Annotated in this window: 21 protein-coding genes; 17 read left to right on the plus strand and 4 right to left on the minus strand. The window is 70.1% G+C overall.

Going from position 1 to position 17,373, the window contains the following annotated elements:
* The first annotated feature begins 1 nt into the window (after nt 1).
* The 14 genes from AC2YHJ_RS08980 (at nt 2) to AC2YHJ_RS09045 (ending at nt 12,494) form a co-directional block, all read left to right on the plus strand.
* On the plus strand, nt 2–820 hold the full coding sequence (locus tag AC2YHJ_RS08980) for a hypothetical protein (RefSeq protein WP_487395462.1): 819 nt from the start codon (nt 2–4) through the stop codon (nt 818–820).
* Complete coding sequence (locus tag AC2YHJ_RS08985) at nt 817–3,951, plus strand: hypothetical protein (RefSeq protein WP_487395463.1); 3,135 nt, start codon at nt 817–819, stop codon at nt 3,949–3,951. The genes AC2YHJ_RS08980 and AC2YHJ_RS08985 overlap by 4 nt, the downstream gene beginning before the upstream one ends.
* The gene (locus AC2YHJ_RS08990) at nt 3,951–5,072 is read left to right on the plus strand and encodes a hypothetical protein (protein ID WP_487395464.1); all 1,122 of its coding nucleotides are present in this window, start codon (nt 3,951–3,953) and stop codon (nt 5,070–5,072) included. The genes AC2YHJ_RS08985 and AC2YHJ_RS08990 overlap by 1 nt, the downstream gene beginning before the upstream one ends.
* A 10-nt stretch (nt 5,073–5,082) precedes the next feature.
* The gene (locus AC2YHJ_RS08995; RefSeq protein ID WP_487395466.1) at nt 5,083–5,442 is read left to right on the plus strand and encodes a hypothetical protein; all 360 of its coding nucleotides are present in this window, start codon (nt 5,083–5,085) and stop codon (nt 5,440–5,442) included.
* Nucleotides 5,439–5,594: a hypothetical protein gene (locus AC2YHJ_RS09000; protein WP_487395468.1), complete on the plus strand. Its 156-nt coding sequence runs from the start codon at nt 5,439–5,441 to the stop codon at nt 5,592–5,594. Before AC2YHJ_RS08995 ends, AC2YHJ_RS09000 begins: the two co-directional genes overlap by 4 nt.
* A 3-nt stretch (nt 5,595–5,597) precedes the next feature.
* Complete coding sequence (locus AC2YHJ_RS09005) at nt 5,598–7,226, plus strand: hypothetical protein (RefSeq protein ID WP_487395470.1); 1,629 nt, start codon at nt 5,598–5,600, stop codon at nt 7,224–7,226.
* Between the two features lie 3 nt (nt 7,227–7,229).
* Nucleotides 7,230–8,027: a hypothetical protein gene (locus tag AC2YHJ_RS09010; RefSeq protein WP_487395472.1), complete on the plus strand. Its 798-nt coding sequence runs from the start codon at nt 7,230–7,232 to the stop codon at nt 8,025–8,027.
* Between the two features lie 2 nt (nt 8,028–8,029).
* Entirely contained in the window at nt 8,030–9,271 is a 1,242-nt protein-coding gene (locus tag AC2YHJ_RS09015; RefSeq protein ID WP_487395473.1) for a hypothetical protein, read from the plus strand.
* A 14-nt stretch (nt 9,272–9,285) separates the two neighbouring features.
* Nucleotides 9,286–9,552, plus strand: coding sequence for a DUF6127 family protein (locus tag AC2YHJ_RS09020; protein WP_487395475.1), 267 nt, complete (start codon nt 9,286–9,288; stop codon nt 9,550–9,552).
* A gap of 40 nt (nt 9,553–9,592) precedes the next feature.
* A complete protein-coding gene (locus AC2YHJ_RS09025; RefSeq protein WP_487395476.1) occupies nt 9,593–9,898 on the plus strand; it encodes a hypothetical protein in 306 nt (101 codons plus the stop codon).
* Entirely contained in the window at nt 9,895–10,245 is a 351-nt protein-coding gene (locus tag AC2YHJ_RS09030; protein ID WP_487395478.1) for a hypothetical protein, read from the plus strand. The genes AC2YHJ_RS09025 and AC2YHJ_RS09030 overlap by 4 nt, the downstream gene beginning before the upstream one ends.
* Nucleotides 10,245–10,628, plus strand: a complete 384-nt coding sequence (locus tag AC2YHJ_RS09035) for a hypothetical protein (protein WP_487395479.1) — start codon at nt 10,245–10,247, stop codon at nt 10,626–10,628. Before AC2YHJ_RS09030 ends, AC2YHJ_RS09035 begins: the two co-directional genes overlap by 1 nt.
* Before the next feature lie 90 nt (nt 10,629–10,718).
* Nucleotides 10,719–11,519, plus strand: a complete 801-nt coding sequence (locus AC2YHJ_RS09040) for a glycoside hydrolase family 19 protein (protein ID WP_487395481.1) — start codon at nt 10,719–10,721, stop codon at nt 11,517–11,519.
* Nucleotides 11,520–11,675: 156 nt separating this feature from the next.
* Nucleotides 11,676–12,494: a DNA adenine methylase gene (locus tag AC2YHJ_RS09045; RefSeq protein WP_487395482.1), complete on the plus strand. Its 819-nt coding sequence runs from the start codon at nt 11,676–11,678 to the stop codon at nt 12,492–12,494.
* A 70-nt stretch (nt 12,495–12,564) separates the two neighbouring features.
* Here the strand turns inward: AC2YHJ_RS09045 and cas2 are convergent, their stop codons facing one another.
* The 4 genes from cas2 to AC2YHJ_RS09065 form a co-directional block, all read right to left on the minus strand.
* The gene (cas2, locus tag AC2YHJ_RS09050; protein WP_487395484.1) at nt 12,565–12,861 is read right to left on the minus strand and encodes a CRISPR-associated endonuclease Cas2; all 297 of its coding nucleotides are present in this window, start codon (nt 12,859–12,861) and stop codon (nt 12,565–12,567) included.
* Between the two features lie 409 nt (nt 12,862–13,270).
* Nucleotides 13,271–13,576 (minus strand): hypothetical protein, encoded by a 306-nt coding sequence (locus AC2YHJ_RS09055; protein WP_487395485.1) that lies wholly within the window; start codon nt 13,574–13,576, stop codon nt 13,271–13,273.
* Nucleotides 13,573–14,229, minus strand: coding sequence for an SOS response-associated peptidase (locus tag AC2YHJ_RS09060; protein WP_487395615.1), 657 nt, complete (start codon nt 14,227–14,229; stop codon nt 13,573–13,575). Before AC2YHJ_RS09060 ends, AC2YHJ_RS09055 begins: the two co-directional genes overlap by 4 nt.
* Nucleotides 14,230–14,583: 354 nt before the next feature.
* On the minus strand, nt 14,584–15,078 hold the full coding sequence (locus AC2YHJ_RS09065; RefSeq protein ID WP_487395486.1) for a hypothetical protein: 495 nt from the start codon (nt 15,076–15,078) through the stop codon (nt 14,584–14,586).
* Nucleotides 15,079–15,364: 286 nt separating this feature from the next.
* Here AC2YHJ_RS09065 and AC2YHJ_RS09070 point away from each other — a divergent pair, with 286 nt between their 5' ends.
* From AC2YHJ_RS09070 to AC2YHJ_RS09080, 3 genes are read left to right on the plus strand one after another with little or no spacing between them, the layout of a single operon-like run.
* Nucleotides 15,365–16,150: an SDR family oxidoreductase gene (locus AC2YHJ_RS09070; protein ID WP_487395487.1), complete on the plus strand. Its 786-nt coding sequence runs from the start codon at nt 15,365–15,367 to the stop codon at nt 16,148–16,150.
* A 33-nt stretch (nt 16,151–16,183) separates the two neighbouring features.
* Nucleotides 16,184–16,501: a hypothetical protein gene (locus AC2YHJ_RS09075; protein ID WP_487395488.1), complete on the plus strand. Its 318-nt coding sequence runs from the start codon at nt 16,184–16,186 to the stop codon at nt 16,499–16,501.
* 51 nt (nt 16,502–16,552) lie between these two features.
* Complete coding sequence (locus AC2YHJ_RS09080; RefSeq protein WP_487395489.1) at nt 16,553–17,362, plus strand: aspartate dehydrogenase; 810 nt, start codon at nt 16,553–16,555, stop codon at nt 17,360–17,362.
* Nucleotides 17,363–17,373 lie beyond the last annotated feature (11 nt).

Genomic DNA, 17,373 nt, shown 5'->3' on the forward strand with positions numbered 1-17,373 from the left:
AATGAAGGTCTCGCTCGACGCGGCCGGCACGGCCCGCTCCATCCAGGATCTGTTGCGGTCGAAGCGCGCGGAGATCCAGGACGCGGCGCAGCGCACGGTCAACATCCTCGCCATGAAGGGCGTGCGGGCGATCCAGGATGAGATGCGCCGCGTCTTCGATCGCCCGACCGCCTACGCGTTGAATAGCATGGCGTGGGTTGAGAACCTGCCTGGCCCGGCGGCCGCCGTGGTCTGGCGCGGCAGCACGGACGAATGGAGCCGCGCAGGGCAGTTCAAGGGGGCGCATGAAGGTGCGAACCAGGGCTACCTGAAGGCGCAGATCCAGGGCGGCCCGCGCCGCCAGAAAGCGTCGGAGCGCCGCCTGCAGCGCGTCCGTGCCGGCGGCCAGGTCCTCTACCTGGTGCCGACGAAGTACGCGCAGCTCGACGCCAACGGGAACATCGCCCGCGGCCAGATGCTGAAGATCCTCTCGGCGCTCGAGGCGCTGGGTGGGGCGGGGCAGGGGTTCGACGGCAACCGCAAGGCGGGGCGGCCAGGCCGGGGCAGTCGCAAGCGCGAGGAATATTTCGCGGTCTGGCCGGGTACGACGGCCAGGCAGCTGCCGGGCGGCAAGCTGATGCCGAACAACCTGCCGCCCGCCATCTACCAGCGGATCGGCGGGGCGGGCGGTCACATCCGGCCCGTGCTCGTCTTCGCGAAGCAGGCGCCGGTCTATCGCAAGCGCCTGGATCCCGAGGCGATCGTCGCGCGTGTCGTCGCGCAGGAAATGCCGGCCGTCTGGGCCGATCGGCTGAGCAAGGCAATCCGGAGGTCATCATGAGCGGTACTGGTTCCGGCATCCCGCCGATTCCGCTGCGCGTCGATGGCGCCGAGGCCTTCAACCGCGTCCTGGACGAAGCGGGCCGCGCGGCCGAACGCTTCGGGCAGCGCACGGCGGCGTCGGGGCAGCAGCTCGGTACGCTGTCGACGGTGGCGGAAGGTGTGGGGGAGAAGCTCGGCACGCTGTCCTCGCGCGCACAGGCGGCCAGTGCGGTGCTGGACCGGCTGGGGGCAGGTTCGGCGGCGCAGGGCCTGACGACGATTGCTGGCGTGTTGGATTCGGCGGCGTCTGCGGCGGGGCGTATCGGTGGCTCGGCCGCCGCGGCGGAGACGTCCGTCTCGACGCTCTTCGCGCGCTTCGCGACCGGCGCAACGATCATCGGTGCGGTGGTAGTGGGGCTGCAGGCCGCCGGCCTCGGCATTCGCGCCGCCGGTGACGCCGCGGTGTCCGCGAAAACGGCCAGCGACGCCTACCAGCAGGGCCTGCAGACTCTCAACACTGTCCTGGGCACGACTGAGCAACAGGCCTTGGCGACGGCGCAGGCGCTGTTCCTGGTGACAAGGAACGCGCGCCTGGCCGCGGCCGAGAGCAACATCGGCGTGCTGATGGACCGCCGCTCCGAATCCATGCGTCAGGCGGAACTCACGCAGGGGCAGATCGCGGCGGCAGAGCAGGGTTTGGATCAGGCCCGCGCCCGTCTCGGCTCGGTCGCCGGGGTGTTTGGTTCGCGTGGTGCCTTCTCCACGGACGTCGAGCGACGCGAGCGGGAACTCACCGCATTGCGTGCGCGCCTCGCGGCCCAGCAGACCGAATACCAGCGGCTCGGCGGCGAGATCGACGAATTGGGGCGCCTCCGAAACCTGGCGCAGCATGTGATCTATGCCAGCCCCGCCGGGCCCGACCTGCCCTCGACGGGTGGCCGTAGTGGTGGTGGCGGCGGGTCCAGCGCCCCCGATGCCGAGCTCATGGCCGGCTGGAACGCGGTGCAAGACCAGCACCGGGACCAGGAGGCTGCCGAGCGTCGCGAGACCGCGGACTGGGACCGGGAGCAGGAGCGCCGGCAGCAGGAGATCGAGCGTGCGGCTGAGCGCACCATCGAATCCAATCGCCGCGTCACCGACCGCATCGTTGACTATGGGGCCGAGCGCTTCCTCGACCTGGCTGACCGGAACGGCCAGACCTGGGAAGGCATGTGGGAGACGGCGGAGAAGACGGCGAAGTCCACGCTGGCTCGGATCGGCGCAGAACTGGTCCTGCGGCCCATCATTGCACCCATCGTGCAGTCGTTGGGCCTCGGGGGCCTCGGCACCGGCAACGGTGGCTTCTCGGGCATTGGCGGCCTCCTCGGCGGCGGTGTGTCGCCTGGCGACGCTGCGGTGTCTGCCGGCGGTGTTGTGTCGTCGGGCGGCGGCTTCGGTGGCCTCGGGCAGCTTCAGTCGATGGGGTCGCTGTTCAGCACCAGCACCTGGGGCGGCGGTGGGTGGTTCTCCGGCTTTGGCGGCCTGCTCGGCGGTTCAACGGCACCGGCGATATCGAGCCTCCCGGCAGTGCCGACGGCAGGTTCCATCGCGGGCACGGTGCCGAGCGCCGGCATGACCATCGGCGGCGCGTCCCTTGGCGCGTGGGGTGCGGGCATCGGCCTCGGCTACATGGGCGGCTCGATGGTGGGCAACTACATTGCCCGGACGCCGGCACAGCGGACGAATAGCCAGATCGGCGCTGGCGGCGGCGCTGTCGCTGGTGCTGCGATCGGAACGGCCATCTTCCCGGGCGTGGGTACCGTCATCGGCGGGATGATCGGCGGCGTCGCCGGCGGCGCCGGCGGCGGCCTGATCGGCCCGTCCACCGAATTCCGGGGCGGCGACGTTGGCGTCGCGGTCGACGCCAACGGCTTCCTGACCGTCGGCGCGTCCGGCGGCAAGCGCTGGGATAGCGGCGCGTCGCAGCAGCAGACGCGGCAGCAGCTCGACCAGATCAACGCGATGCTGCGCGCGGCTGGTGTCAACCTCAACGGGCTGCAGGGCGCGCAGCTCGGCAGCCAGGGCTATGGCGGGTCGCACAACGTCTTCGGCCCCACGGAGATCTGGTCGGCCGTGCGGAACAACCTCACGACCAGCAACACCACCCTGCAGGCCGCGCTGTCGCAGGGCTGGATGCAGTCCTTCGAGGATCTGTCGGTCATCGCGCCCTTCGCCGCGCAGAATGACAACCTGAATACTGCGCTGCGGTCGGGTGCCATCCGCAGCCGCGACGACTTCACCAGCGCCTCCACCTTCATCACCAGCGTCTATGAACCGCTGAGCAAGGCGACCGATGTTGCAAAGGCCTGGCAGGAAGCGCTCGCCGCGCAGAACAAGGTCTATGACGACGCGATCGCGAAGGCGCAGGAACTCGGCCTGGCGGAAGCGGGGCTGGTCGCGGCGCGGGAGAAGTCGCTCAGCGAGACGCTCGCCACCCGTGACACCTCGGTGCACAACGCGCTGGCGTCCCTGCATGTCGATGAACTGCGCGCGACCGGCAGCCCGGCCGATGCGCAGCGCGCGTCCTGGATCGAGTTCGACCTGTCCGCAAGCCAGCGCCTGACGCAGCTGCAGGACTTCATGCGCAGCAACGGCTATGGCGATGACAGCGAGCTGTTCCAGAGCTCGGTGACGCGGCTGAACAGCCTGTTCGATCTGCAGCGGAAGTCGCTGGCCGAACAGCTTGCCGCCGACAGCGGCGGGTCGGGCCGCGGGTTCATGGAGGAACTGACGGTCGGCGGCCTCGGGGGCCTGTCGCCCGCCGCGCGCTACGCGGCGGGGATGAAGGTACTGCAGGACGCGAAGTCCTCAGGGAACCTGGACCGCATCACGGCCGCCGCGCGCAGCGTGTTGCCCGTGGCGCGCGACTATCTCGGCACATCTGAACGCTTCGGCGGCATCGTTGCGGATATCTCGCGCGACGTGCGCCGCCTCGGTGGCGATCCGGTCGGGCTCGGCGTCTTCCTGGAAGGCCAGGCGGCGGCGAACCTGACGCTCGATCGCATCTATTCGCTGGGCAACAGCCAGCTCAGCGAACTGAAGGGCATGCGCACCGAGATCGCGCGGCTCAACGCCGTCATCACCACCCTCATGCAGAGGCAGGCCGCCTGATGCCGATCCCCGCATTCCGCGCCAAGCAGACCACGTCCACCACGGGCACCGGCACCCTCACGCTGAATGCTGCCGCGTCTGAGCTCCGCAGCCTTGCCGCGGCCTTCGGCGGTTCCTCGGTGAAGGTGCGCTACATTCTGTCGCGCGCCGGCGTCTATGAGGTCGGCTACGGCACCTTCAACGGGTCGAACCAGCTGACGCGCGACACTGTCGTCGCGTCGAGCAATGCCGGCGCGCTGGTCAGCCTCGGCGCCGGTGACACCGACGTGTTCTTCGATTTCCTGCCGGGCGACCGGTATCACTACAACATCACCGGCACCACGACGCTGGCGCTCGCCGACCTCGGCAACTTCGTGCGCTGCACGCCGTCGGCCGACATGGATGCCGACCTGCCGGCGATCGCTACAGTTCCGCCTGGCATGGGTTTCGTCATCAAGAATGACGGCACCAACAACGCCATCGTGTGGATCGACCCGAACGGCGCGGAGCTGCTGGAAGGCCAGGCGGGGTCCTTCCCGCTGTTCACCGGCGAGTGCATCGAGATCATCAGCATCGGCGTCTCCTGGCGCTGCGCCATGCGCCCCACGGGCTGGCGCTTCGTCGGCCGGGCCTCCGCATCCGGCAGCGCCTCGGTGGATTTCACCCTACCGACCTGGACCGGCGTAGCCCGGGCGGAATACGAGGTGACCTTCCGCCAGGTGCGACCCGCGACCGATGGATCATTCCTGCAGCTGCGCGTCGACGATGCCGGCGGCGCGTCCTTCGATGCTGGCGCGGCCGACTACCAGCATGGGCTGATCTACGTCTCGGGTGCGGCGGCGGTCTCCGGCAATGGCGGCACCGCCGATGCCATCCGGTTGACCACGGATATCGACAACACCGCTGCCGGCAACCAGGCCAGCGGCCGCATCCTGATCAATCCCGGGGCGGTGGCGGCTCGATATCCGGCCGTGTTGGGGGCCTCGATGGTCATTGGCAATGGCGGCATCTACGCCGGCCCGCAGCCCTGGGTGGTCGGCGGCCATCGCCTGTCGCAGATCGACGTCAACGCCATCCGATTCATGATGTCCGCCGGGAACGTCGCCCTCGGCGATTTCGGCCTGTTCGTGAAATACGACTGAGGAGCACGTCATGTCCGAGATCATCGAGCAGTCGGCCGCCGAACCGGCCGAGGCCGAACCGCCGCACCGCCTGGTCAATGGCCAGAAGGTCCTGTTGACCGAAGCGGAGATCTCCGCCCGCGTCGCCGAGGAAGCCGCGCAGGCCGCCCGCCCGGCACCGCCGCGTCTGATCGCCAAGACGGTGATCTATCGCCGTGCCACGGATGTGGAACTCGCGACGCTCGAGGGCTTCATCGCGCAGCAGGCGACCACCCGCCAGCGGCTGATGTGGCAGGATGCCGAAGGCGGGCTGGTCTATGTGCATGACGTGCATCCGCTCGCCGAAGCGCTGTTCGGGGCCGATCGCGCGGGCGCGCTGCTGGCGCCATGATGCTGGAACCCGCCGGCGTCTCGCCGGCCCTCGTGCTGCCCGCGGCCTTCGTGGAGGCGGTCGATCTTGTGCGCCCCGTGCTGACCGCGGGGACGCAGCCCGGCGCCGTGGTGATCCTGCTCGAGATCGAAGCGCAGGGCGTGGAGGACTGACGCATGCTGTTCGATGCAGCGGGCGTCCAGCCTGCGCTGGTGCTGCCCGATGCGCTGGCCGTGGCGCAGCCCGTCGGCACGCTGCGCTGGGCCAGCGCGGGCTACCTCTCGGCCTCGACGGACAGCCCGGCGGATACGCTGTGGGAACCGCGCCTGCTGGGCGATGTGCAGATCAGCCAATCGGCGGTTGATGCGGTGGGGCTCGGCGGCGTGCTGCCGGTCGGGCTCGCCGATATCGGCCTGGCCGATGCCGATGGCGCGCTGGCCGACCTGGATCGCTGGGGCACGGCGGATGGGCGGCGCGTCAGCATCCGCGTGATCCCGGTCGAGGATGCGCGGGCCTCGGATCTCGGCACGCCGCTCGCCGGCCGCGCGTTGGGCCTGCGGATGGATCTGCGCACCGGCGTCTACACCATCGCCCGCACCGACCCGATCGCCGCCTTCACCGGCATCACCAGCCGCGTCGATCGCAACATGGACCGCACGGGGACGCTGCGCATGACCGATGTCGTGGAACGCCTGGCGGTGCCGCTGCAGCCGACGAAGTACCTCGGCACCGGCGGGCGCGAGGGCGGCGACGAACTGAAGGACAAGCCCAAGCCCGTGGCGCTGGGGCGGGTCTTCAACGTGGAACCCGTGCCGCTCGGCGACATCGACCTCGGCGTCGGCATCGGCGCGCTGCCGACGTACCAGTTTCATTGGCGCTCGGCCGAGGCCGTGGACGCCGTGCGCATCCGCGGCGTGGTGCAGACGCTGGTGGGTGGTACGCCGGTCGTGGGGCAGGCGCGGGCCTTCGCTTCGCTGGGCCTGGTGCAGTTGGGCAGCACGCCCGACGGCACGGTGCGGGTGGACGTGCGCGGCGACAATGTCGGCGGCTATGTCTCCTCCACCGCCGGCGTGCTGAAGCGCCTGGTGCAGTCGCTCGGGCCGCAGCTCGGCGCCGGTGACCTCGACGCCACCACCTTCGCCTTCGCGGAGACCGACCTGCCCGGCGAGATCGGCTGGTGCCAGGGGCCGGAGGAGGCGACGGTGGCACAGGCGGCCGAACGCATCGTGTCGGGCTGCGGCGCCGTGCTGTGCGGTGGCCGGAGCGGCGTGCTGCGCCTGGTCGATCCGCTCGCCGAGGATGCCGACCAGTTCACGCTGGGCGCGATGCACATCGTCGATTGCCGGCCGCTCGCCATGCCGGCCGCGTTCAAGCCGCTGCCGCGGGCCGCACTGGTCGGCTGGCGGCCGAACTGGGCGCCGATCGACGACGTCGCGGGCAGCGTCACCGCCGCCGACCGCCAGCGCTTCCGGGGCGAGCAATCCGGCCCGGCGCGATCCGAGAGCGTGGCGGTGACGAAGCGCGTCGCACAGCAGCGCGACCTGGCCTTCCGCGGTCTCTACTGGGCGCAGGTGGATGCGCTGGCGCGAGCGACGAAGTGGCGGGACTTCCTGACCGCCGGGCCACGGCTGTTCCAGGTGACGACGGATCGATACCTGCACCAGGCCGAGACCGGCCACATCGGCCGCGTCACCTATCCGGCCTGGGGCCTCGATGCTGGCGTGCGCGTGTCGGTCATCGGCTGGGCGGAGGAGATCGCCGCGCGCCGCCTGACCCTGACTGTCGTCACTCTGCCGGAGGCCTGATCCATGGCGGGCGCGTTCCTCTACGACAACCTGCTGCTGTCCGCTGCGTCCGTCACCTGCGCGACGGCGGTGGCGACGGCCCCGGTGGGCAACCTGCTGGATCCCCAGCCGCGCGTGCGGATGCGCTGCACGGGCGGCGGCGCGGCGGTGCTGATCGACCTTGGCGCATCGCGGCCGGTGGACTGCGTCGCCTTCATCAGCACGACGGCGGCGGTGGGCGCGCTGGTGCGCGTGCGGCTGTCCTCCGCCGACATCACCGGCGCCACGGGGGATGTGTGGGACACGGCCGGCGGCGCCGCCGATACCGGGGATGAGGCCAACGGCAATGTCATCGTCGTGCGCGCGGCCGGGCCGGTCAGCGGCCGCTACCTGCTGGCGGAGCTGGCGGATGGCGCGCTGCCCACCTTCGATGTCGGGTGCATCGCGGTCGGCGCGCTGTGGCGCCTGACGCGGGCCCAGTCCTATGGGTACAGCGAGGGGCGCGTGGTTGCCGACGCGGTGGACGTAAACCCGATCACGCAGGCGCGCTACCCCGTGCCCGCGCTGTTCAACCCGCGCTTTACGGCCTTCCAGGTGCAGGTCATGCCGCGTGCTGATGCCGAGGGCCCAGCCCGCGAGATGCGCCGCCGACTGGGTGCGGTGCGCGATGCGCTGTGGATCCCCGACCTGTCGCTGTCCCAGGCGGAGCGCAACAAGCGGTCCATCTGGGGTGCGGCGTTCCAGCCCGGGTCGGATGCCGCGCATGTGCGGCCGGCCTTCCCAGGCTGGACGCAGTCCTGGCGCCTGATCGAGCGGGGCTGAGCATGCCCGTCACGCGGAGCTATAGCTTCACCGACCTGTTCAGCCTGGTGCGGGCGACGAAAGGATGGTCCTTCGATGCGGCCGGCGCGCTGACCGAAGCGGCGGTGGATGCACTACGCCTGGATCATGACCCCGCAACGCTGGCATGGCGGGGGCTGCTGATCGAGGGGACGGCGACGAATGTCGTCTCCAATACGCGATGGGAGGGGGGCGTCGCCGGCACGCTGGGGTCCGGCGGGGCGCTGGGAACCGGATGGAGCCTCTCGACGCAGGTCGGGCTGGCGGTCCAGGTGCTCGCGGTCGGGACCGAGGCGGGCTGGCCCTGTATCGATCTGCGCTTCGTCGGCACCACCTCCGGCGGCGGATTCCCGAACCTCATCGAGGCGCAGACGGTCGCCGCGGCGCAGGGGCAGACCTGGACGGGGCAGATCAGCGCGCGCGTCCTCGCCGGGGCCCTGCCGGCGGGCTGGTCCATCCGCGCCGTGCTGAATGAGATGCAGGGCGGCACCACCCTGACCAGCACGACGGTGATATCGGCGGTGACGGGCGAGGCCTCGCTTCGGACGGCGGTGGTTCCCGTCTCGCGGACGCTGAGCAACGCGACGGCCGATCGGATCCGCCTGGCCATGGTGCTCGGCACGCCGGGCGCCGGGCAGGCCATCGATGTGACGCTGCGCCTCAGCGCGGGCTGCCTGTGGCAATCCGGGTTCGCGTTCTCGCCTTCGCTTGCGGCGCCTGGTGCACCAGGTGCTTCCACCCGCAACGCCGACGATCTGTCCATGACTGGCATCGAGCGCTGGTTCAACGCAGCCGCCGGCACCTTCGTGATCGACTTCATGCCCGGCCAGGCGTCCACGCCCGGCGATCGCGACATGCTGATGATCGACGACGGCACGGCGTCGAACCGCATCCGGCTGCGCATGCTGCCCGCCGACACGACCGTGCGGCTCGGCGTCACCAATGCCGGCGTCGTCAGCGGCGCGCTCAACAATGCGTCCGGCGCCGCGCTGGTGCGCCACACCGCGCGCTTTTCCTTCGGGCCGGCGGGGCACTTCCTGTCGGTCAACGGTGCCGCGCCGGCCTCGCACACCGACGCCTTGCCGGCGGGGCTGTCGCGCATCCTGGTCGGGACCAGCGGCGGGGCGAACTATCTCAACGGCTGGATCGGCCCGCGCTTCGAATTCTTTCCGACGCAGTACACCGACACGGCTGCGGCCGACGGTTTCACGATCCGCAACCGCTGAGGGGCACTGAGCTGATGGATGATTCCAAGCGCCTGGTGCTCGAGGCCGCGGAGCTCCGCGCCATGCTCGAGAAGGCCGCGGAGGACGGGGCGCGCAAGGCGCTCGCCGGCGTCGGCCTGCATGACGAGGATGCGGCCGATGATGTGCGGGATCTTCGCAGCCTGATGGCCGACTTCCGTGCGGTGAAGCGAAGCATCTTCACGACCATGGCCAATACCTTGGCGCTCGGCCTGATCGCGGCGGTCGGCACCGGGATCTGGTGGCACTTCCGTAAGCCCTAGCCGGCCCTCGCCGGCAACCCACCCACATCGGAGAATCGTCATGCCGCCTGGGCTCGCCCATGCGCTGCTGGCGCTCGCCATCCAGGCGATCGTCGCGGTGCCGCTCGCCATTCTGCTGCGCATCGATGCCGTCGCCGCCGCGCTGACCGGCGGAGTGCTGGCCGCAGTTCTCGGTGCCACGCTGGTGGTCGGGATCTACCTCGGCCGCGAGCGGCGGCAGAGCGAGGAATGGTGGGGCAGCAACCGCATCCCGCCCTGGCGCTGGAAGCCGCGCGCGTTGCGCGACGCGGCCTGGCCGGCGCTGGCCGTCGGCGTCGTGGCGATCGTCGTGGGGGTGGTGCGGTGAACGTCGATCTGTCCCCGATCGCCAGCGCGGCGGTGACGACGGCCGCCGGCCTGGTCGGTGCGCTCGCCACGGCTGGCCTGGCGCTGCTGCCGCGGCTCTGGACGCTGATGCGCGTCTACATGGATGGCAGCGATGCGACGCGGCTGCGCTACGCGATCGCCAATGCGGCCGTGCGCGCGCTGCGCGAGATCGACGAAGGGTCAGCACAGGACGCGGCGATCGCGCGCATGGCGCAGCACTGCCGCGACAGCATGCCGCAGGCCCTTGCGCGCCTCGCGATCCCCGACACGACGCTGCTGACGATGTGCGAGGGCGAGCTCGCGCGGCTGATGGCGGGGAAGGGGTGATGCCCGCCTGGCTGCTCGCCCCCGCGACGCGCTGGCTGGCGATCGGCGCCGTCGTGCTGCTGCTCGGCGCCGCCTGGCGGGTCGAGGCCGTACGGCGTGACGCGGCCGAGATGCGCGCCGCCACGGCCGAAGCCGCCGTCGCCGGCCGCGACAAGGCGATCAAGGCGCTCGAGGCCTCGGCCGCCGACGCCGCCGCCCGCACCGCCCGATTCCAACCCGTCCGGAGGGCCGTCGATGCCGCCCCGCCCACGAACGCCTGCACTGCTGCCCCTGCTGTGCGCGCCGCTCTGGATGGCCTGCGCGGCCAGCCCGCCGGCGCTGGTGGTGCCGCCGTCCCTGCTGGCCTGCCAGCCAGCCCCGGCGGTGCCGAACGCCCCCGATGACCAGGCGCTCGCGCGCTGGATCCTGGACCTCGCCGAGGCCGGCGAGGATTGCCGCGCCCGCCTGGCGCGCGTGAGGGAGATCGTGACGCCATGAATGCCATCGCGAGCTGGTTCGCTGGCCTGTTCAAGCGCTCCGCCGGTGCCGTGGTGGCGGAGGGGCCGGTGCTGGCCTCGCCCGTGCCTGTGCATGCGGTGGGCGATCCCGTCATTCCATACCCGGCGATGGGGGATGCCCCTGCGCCGAACTGGCTGGCGATCCTGCGCGCGGCGGGCTTCGCGCAGCCGGACGTGTGGGCGCCGCACATCGCCGGCCCGGCACGGCGGTTCGGCATCACGGCGGGGCGGCGCGCAGCGGCCTTCGCCGCGACGATCGCGCACGAATCCGATGGCGGCCGCGCGCTGGTCGAGAGCCTGAATTACTCGCCGGCCGGGCTGCGGGCGACCTGGCTGGCGCGCTTCAGTGCGGCGGATGCCGAGCGCATGGGTCGAGTCGGCGATCGCCCCGCCGACCAGCGCGCGATCGCCGAGCGCGCCTATGGCGGGCGGATGGGCAATGCGGTCGAGGGCGCCGGCGACGGCTGGTTCTATCGCGGGCGGGGCCTGATCCAGATCACCGGCCGGGACGCCTATCGGCAGGCGACCGACGCGACCGGCATCCCCCTGATGCAGCACCCGGACCTGGCGGTGCAGCCGAACACCGCCGGGGCGGTGGCGTGCTGGGCGTGGGCGGAATGGAAGGGGTGCAACCCGCTGGCCGACGCGGGGGACGTCGAGGGGTGGCGGATCGCCGTCAATGGCGGGCAGCGCGGCAAGCCGCCGGGGCAGGGTGGCCCCAACGGGCTGGGGGACGTGCGTCTGCGCTATGCCGCCGCGCTGCGGGTAGCGGGGTAGCGGGAAGCCACGTCCCACCAGGTCTGAATGCGTCCCGCACGAAGCGCGGGGGCTGGGCTGCGTCGACAGCCCGAGCCGCACGGTAGGAGCCGTGCACGGTAGAACCGCCCCGCGACCTCCGGCCGGGAGGCGGGGCCATGAAAGACCAGCAACAGCATGGAGAGCAAACTGGAGCCGGCGCGCCCTGCGCGGCCGCCGGCGCCGTACATGGGCGGCAAGCGACACCTGGCGGAACGCATCATCGCCCGCCTCGCCGCCATCCCCCACACCACCCACGTCGAGGTATTCCTCGGCATGGGCGGCGTCTTCCTCCGCCGGCCGTACCGGCCGAAGGCGGAGGTGGTGAACGACATCAGCGCGGATGTCGCGAACCTCTTCCGGATCCTGCAGCGGCACTACGTCGCCTTCATGGACACGCTGCGCTGGCAGCTGACCAGCCGAGCCGAATTCGAGCGCCTGGCGGCGTCTAACGCGGACACCCTGACGGACCTCGAGCGCGCCGCCAGGTTCCTCTACCTCCAGCGGACTGCCTATGCAGGGAAGGTGGTCGGCCGGAACTTCGGCGTGTCGCCGGCAGTGCCGGCGCGATTCGACGTGACGAAGCTCGGCGCGCTGCTCGAGGAGGTTCACGACCGCCTGGCTGGCGTGGTGATCGAGCGATTGCCCTATGGCGACCTGATCGAGCGCTACGACCGGCCGGATGCTCTGTTCTACCTGGATCCGCCTTACTGGGGTGGGGAAGGGGATTATGGGCCTGGCGTCTTCCAGCGGTCGGATTTCGAGGCGCTCGCCGGCGTCCTGGCGGAGCTGCAGGGCAAGTTCCTGCTGTCGGTGAACGACACGCCCGAGACGCGGAGGATCTTCGGTCGCTTCGCCCTCGAGGAGGTGAGTGTGCCGTACGGAATCGCACGGGGCGAGGCGATGCCGGAACTGCTGGTGAGCGGAGAGGCGCCGCGAGATCTGTTCAGCGGCTGAGCGGCGAAGCGTGGTGGGATGGCCGAACGTCCACAAGGTCGAGGAGGCGCCTCGCGGCGCCTCCTCCTGTTTAGCCGATGAGTCCCTCGGTTTGGACGGCAGTCGTGAACAGGCTGAGCTTTTCTCCCAACCCCAGCCTTGCCCAGGCAGCCCACTCAAAGTCATACGTCAGTTCAATCACGAGGATCTCGTCATCCCCGTCGACGCAGTGCATGAGCTCGTCGCGGATGGCGCCTGTGCGCCCCGGTACAAGGTCGGCTATCCAGAGCGACTGCTGCAGTCGCACCGCTCCCCACTGATTGAGGAGATCGTGGAGGGCAGAATAGTCGCGATGTTGGTGCAGATCGTACGAGATAAGAACGTTCATGGAGGGCAGCCCTTTGCTGCTGGTAGTCACTGTCCGCCTTGACGAATCGTCTGCCCTCGTCGGACAGTCCCAGTGCTGCTGAGCGAGCCCCCAAGCAGACGTGGTCGGGGCTGAGAGGGTCCTGGAAAGGGGTTTCCAGGGCCCTCTATTCGTCGGGCGGAATCTTAGGAAAATTCGTTTTCCAGACACAAGATGTAGTCTTGCCACAGTCGCGAGACTACCACATGGGGTGGTGAGCAGACCCCTTGCCAAGAGTCGGGGGTTTGTCACAGCCGGAAATTTGGTCCCGGTTCGTTCCTCCCCCGCGCCGCTAACCGATTGCCGGTAGCGGACTTGTCTGGCCGCTATGCCTGCCGCTGGGCAGGGGCGGCAGTGGCCGAGGGAAATCCTAGTCAGCCCTTTTTGCGCTTCAGCGCCCCTTGTCCCCTATGGGGTGCGGCGTCGCGCTCTTGATCCATGGCGGCAGCCGCTGATGGTCCAGCCAGAGATCAACGAGATAGGGGATCGTCCCCGGCACACCGAAGGTGTGGCCGTCCAGCGGGCACCCAGGCAGGTTGAGCCTGCAGATGTGCCCGCCCGGCTGGCAATCGATCGTCGCGCCGCGATGCTCAAAGCTGGGGCCGCCGAGCGGGCCGGGGTTCCGCGTCGGGGTGGGTTCCGGCCGCTGCGACAGATCAATGGCCATGGGCAGGGGTAGTTCCGCGCGATCGTTCATGCGCCATCTCGCTTTTCGCCGCGCGCCACGATCATGAGCGAATCATCCGGCAACGGCCGCTGCAGCGCCTTCGCCTCCTCCCACGGGGCCGTCATCCACATCTCGCGCTCATGCTCCTCCGTCAGGATCACCGGCATCGCCTTCGGGTGGATCGCCCCGACCTCTCGGTTCGGCGGGCAGGTCAGGAAGGCGAAGAGATCCGCCGTCACCTCGCCCTCCTTCATCTTCCGCACCGATTTCCACTGCGGCACCCAGATGCCGGCGAAGAAGGCGAGGGGGCGACTTTCCGCCAGGGCGAACCACGCCGGCGGCTTGCGGCCGTCAGGCTGAGGCTCAGGCTCGGCGAAGCTGGTGAAGGGCACCAGGCACCGGTTCGCCGGTGCCAGCCAGCGCCGCCAATGCGCCGAAGCCGTGTTCCTGACGTTGACCACGCCAGGGTCCACTGACCGGCCCGCCAGCACGAAGGCCGGTGACGGCAGCCCCCAGCGCGCCATGGCGAGCTCGCGCCCCTCGGGCGTGTTGCGCACGATCGGCGCTGCGTAATCAGGGAACACCCCGGGCATCGGCGCCAGGTTGCCGCTCAGATCACGCCAGGGCTTGGCAAGCGCGCGGATGGCTTCCTGGTTGGAGACGACGGAATAGTTGGTGCACATGAAGTCCTCCCAGACGTCCTCGAGCTCGGCGGGCCAGGGCGCCGTCACGGCCGGTTCGGGTCCGAGGATCCGACGATGGTCCGGCGACACGCAATCCACGACCCGCTGCAGCGTGATGTTGTGCCCGCCGCACCGGCAGCGCAGCCGGCGCAGCAGCACGTTCCGTCGCATGCCATACCCGAACTTCTCAGCGACGGCGCGGAGCCCGACCTCATGGGAGGTGCCGCATCCGCGGGAGGCACCGCAGGAGAACCGGATATACGATCGTCGATCGCAATCGTCGGGGGACTCGACCACCACTGCGCCGTCAGGGTGCAGCGGCGTCGCTGGAAACCACGCGCTGCTCCGCATGGCTCAGTGCAGCGGCGATGCTTCGACCAGGCTGGCGGCATGCCGCAACGCGAGCTCCTCGCCATCCCATGCGACGATGCCGGTAACGATGATCCACCCGCGCAGGAGGCGCTGCGCGTCGCCGCCCGCCTGGGCCATGAGGCCGCGCATGGCTTCGATGGCGAACTGGTGCCCGAGCTTGCCAACGACCTCGACATCGTCGACCGGCTCAGGGCTCACCGCAGGCACCTCGATCGTCGTGCCATCGATGGCATCCTCGACGATGCCCTCGCCGTGGTACTTCAGGATGGCAATGCGGCCTGGCGAGGCGAGGGTGACGACCACCGCCCCGCGCTCGGTGGGCAGGCCGGGGCAGGCCCCGCCGACCATGGCTCCGATCGAGCGCTGGCTGCGCTTCAGTGCCTTACGCAGTGCCGGCGGGGACGGGGTGAGCGAGCGGACGTTTCGCTCCATGGCGGCCTGGACGATGCGCATGACGCTGGCCAGCTCGACGGACATGGGGGGTTCCCTCCAATGCGGCGGAGGTACCTTAGCCGCCAGTGAACGAAATGGGAACATAGGAGCCCGCTCGAGCACCGCACGACGGCCTCTCCGAGTGCCGTCGGGGTTGGAAAAGCGCCCGTAAGTCATTGATATTTGGTTGATGAAATGGGTGGGTTGGAAGCGATAAGGCATTGATACTGCGGATGGGCGCTACTCCCGTTGGTCGCCCCACCCCTTTCTCCCCTTGCTTGCGCGTCGCGCGGTTCCCGTCAGGATGGCGGGCAGCGAAGGGGAAACATCCATGCAGCTTTCACTGAACGGCCGCGGCGCGATCATCACCGGCGGCTCGAAGGGACTTGGCCTCGCCATGGGCAAGGCCTTCGTCCAGGCGGGCGGCAATGTCGCCCTGGTGGCGCGCGGGGCCGAGGCCCTGGCCCGCGCCGAGGCCGAGCTGCGCGAGGCCGCGCCGACCGCCAAGGTCGCCGCCATCTCCTGCGACATCCGCACCGTGGAAGGTTGCGAACAGGCCTTTAACGGCGCCGTCCGTGCGCTCGGCCAGGTGGACATTCTCGTCAACAACGCCGGCACCTCCCAGCGCGGGCCGTTCCTCGAAGTCTCCGACGCGCTGTGGCAGGACGACCTCGACCTCAAGCTGTTCGCCGCGATCCGCCTGGCGCGGCTCGCGTTGCCGGGGATGCGGGACCGCAAATGGGGCCGGGTCATCAACGTGCTGAACATCGGGGCGAAGGCGCCCAAGGCGTCGAGCACGCCGACCTCCGTCTCCCGCGCCGCGGGCATGGCGCTGACCAAGGCGCTCGCCAATGAGTTCGCGCCGCACAACGTGCTGGTGAACGCCATGCTCGTCGGCATCATCGAAAGCGACCAGTGGGTGCGCCGCCACGCCGCGGAAAAGCGCAACATTTCCTGGGAGGAATGGAAGGCAGAGCAGGGCAAGCCGGTCCCGCTCGGACGCATCGGCAAGGCGGAGGAATTCGCCGCCATGGCGCTGCTGCTCGCCTCCGACATGGGTGGCTATGTGACGGGCACGGCGATCAACGTGGATGGCGGCAGCAGCCCGGTGGTGTGAGCCACTGCGCGGCGCGGCCAGGAAGGGCATTGCATGCTGGAACTTGTCGCGCTGATCGGGGCGGCGATCCTGGTCGTCTGGATGCCGATCGAGACGCGCAAGGTCGCCGGCGGCTGGGTTCGTCCGAAGCACAAGGGCACGGCGGAGGAATTCCGCCGCCAATACCGCCGTCAGCTCACCATGTTCCTCTGGGTCGGGCTGGTGCTCGGTATCGGCAATCTCGGCCTCGCCGCCCTGCCGGATCAGGATGACGCGCGGCGCATCGTGAAGGTGGTGGTGGGCGTGCTGTGGCTTGGCGTGGCGATCTCGGCCGGGCTGTCGCGGCGGCGATTGGATGCCGCCACCGCCTGACGCGGCGCCCGACCTGTGCTACCGCGCGCCCAGCATCACGCGGAGGGGCACATGGCACAGGTTCTGACGGTCGGCATTGCGGGGCTCGGGGCGATCGGGCTGCACCTCGCGCGCACGCTCGATGCGGGCGTCGAGGGGCTGCGGCTCGCCGCCGTCTCGGCACGGGACCTGAAGAAGGCGCAGGCCAGTGTCGGCGGCTTCAAGGTGCCGCCGATGGTGGTCGCCAACGCCGAACTCGCCGCCTGCGACATCGTCGTCGAAGCCGCCCCCGCCGCGGCCTTCGAGGAGATCGCCACCGCCGCCATCGAGGCCGGGAAGATCTTCGTCCCGTCCTCCGTCGGCGCGCTGCTGCCGCGCATGCACCTGGTGGAGCGTGCGAAGGCCACCGGCGCGCGCATCATCGTCCCGACCGGCGCGCTGCTCGGCCTCGATGCCGTGCGCGCCGCGGCGGAAGGCGCGGTGGAGAGCGTGACGATCGAAACGCGCAAGCCGCCGCGTGGTCTGGAGGGCGCGCCGTACCTGAAGCTGCACAACATCGATGTCGGCGCCATCACGACAGCGACGCGCGTCTTCAAGGGCAATGCCTTCGACGCCGCGCAGGGCTTCCCGGCGAATGTGAACGTCGCCGCCGCACTCGCGCTCGCCGGCATCGGCCCGGACCGCACCATGGTCGAGATCTGGGCGGACCCCGGCGTGACGCGCAACACGCACACGATCCGCGTGGAAGCCGCCGCCGCGCGCCTGACCATGACGATCGAGAACGTGCCGAGCGAGGAGAACCCCCGCACCGGCAAGATCACGCCGCTGTCGATCGTCGCCTGCATGCGCGGGCTGACGAGCACGCTGAAGGTCGGCTCCTGACCGGCCGGCGG

The sequence above is a fragment of the Roseomonas sp. SRI_022 genome (assembly GCF_057586215.1).

Bases quoted from the DNA above. Each gene is read 5' to 3' on its own strand.
- AC2YHJ_RS09005 (WP_487395470.1), top strand. From the start codon at position 5,598: ATGCTGTTCGATGCAGCGGGCGTCCAGCCTGCGCTGGTGCTGCCCGAT.
- AC2YHJ_RS09035 (WP_487395479.1), top strand. From the start codon at position 10,245: ATGCCCGCCTGGCTGCTCGCCCCCGCGACGCGCTGGCTGGCGATCGGC.
- AC2YHJ_RS09080 (WP_487395489.1), top strand. From the start codon at position 16,553: ATGGCACAGGTTCTGACGGTCGGCATTGCGGGGCTCGGGGCGATCGGG.
- AC2YHJ_RS09075 (WP_487395488.1), top strand. From the start codon at position 16,184: ATGCTGGAACTTGTCGCGCTGATCGGGGCGGCGATCCTGGTCGTCTGG.
- AC2YHJ_RS08980 (WP_487395462.1), top strand. From the start codon at position 2: ATGAAGGTCTCGCTCGACGCGGCCGGCACGGCCCGCTCCATCCAGGAT.
- AC2YHJ_RS09070 (WP_487395487.1), top strand. From the start codon at position 15,365: ATGCAGCTTTCACTGAACGGCCGCGGCGCGATCATCACCGGCGGCTCG.
- AC2YHJ_RS09020 (WP_487395475.1), top strand. From the start codon at position 9,286: ATGGATGATTCCAAGCGCCTGGTGCTCGAGGCCGCGGAGCTCCGCGCC.
- AC2YHJ_RS08990 (WP_487395464.1), top strand. From the start codon at position 3,951: ATGCCGATCCCCGCATTCCGCGCCAAGCAGACCACGTCCACCACGGGC.
- AC2YHJ_RS09045 (WP_487395482.1), top strand. From the start codon at position 11,676: ATGGAGAGCAAACTGGAGCCGGCGCGCCCTGCGCGGCCGCCGGCGCCG.
- AC2YHJ_RS09060 (WP_487395615.1), bottom strand. From the start codon at position 14,229: ATGTGCACCAACTATTCCGTCGTCTCCAACCAGGAAGCCATCCGCGCG.
- cas2 (WP_487395484.1), bottom strand. From the start codon at position 12,861: ATGAACGTTCTTATCTCGTACGATCTGCACCAACATCGCGACTATTCT.
- AC2YHJ_RS09000 (WP_487395468.1), top strand. From the start codon at position 5,439: ATGATGCTGGAACCCGCCGGCGTCTCGCCGGCCCTCGTGCTGCCCGCG.
- AC2YHJ_RS09065 (WP_487395486.1), bottom strand. From the start codon at position 15,078: ATGTCCGTCGAGCTGGCCAGCGTCATGCGCATCGTCCAGGCCGCCATG.
- AC2YHJ_RS09025 (WP_487395476.1), top strand. From the start codon at position 9,593: ATGCCGCCTGGGCTCGCCCATGCGCTGCTGGCGCTCGCCATCCAGGCG.
- AC2YHJ_RS09015 (WP_487395473.1), top strand. From the start codon at position 8,030: ATGCCCGTCACGCGGAGCTATAGCTTCACCGACCTGTTCAGCCTGGTG.
- AC2YHJ_RS09055 (WP_487395485.1), bottom strand. From the start codon at position 13,576: ATGAACGATCGCGCGGAACTACCCCTGCCCATGGCCATTGATCTGTCG.
- AC2YHJ_RS09040 (WP_487395481.1), top strand. From the start codon at position 10,719: ATGAATGCCATCGCGAGCTGGTTCGCTGGCCTGTTCAAGCGCTCCGCC.
- AC2YHJ_RS08985 (WP_487395463.1), top strand. From the start codon at position 817: ATGAGCGGTACTGGTTCCGGCATCCCGCCGATTCCGCTGCGCGTCGAT.
- AC2YHJ_RS09010 (WP_487395472.1), top strand. From the start codon at position 7,230: ATGGCGGGCGCGTTCCTCTACGACAACCTGCTGCTGTCCGCTGCGTCC.
- AC2YHJ_RS08995 (WP_487395466.1), top strand. From the start codon at position 5,083: ATGTCCGAGATCATCGAGCAGTCGGCCGCCGAACCGGCCGAGGCCGAA.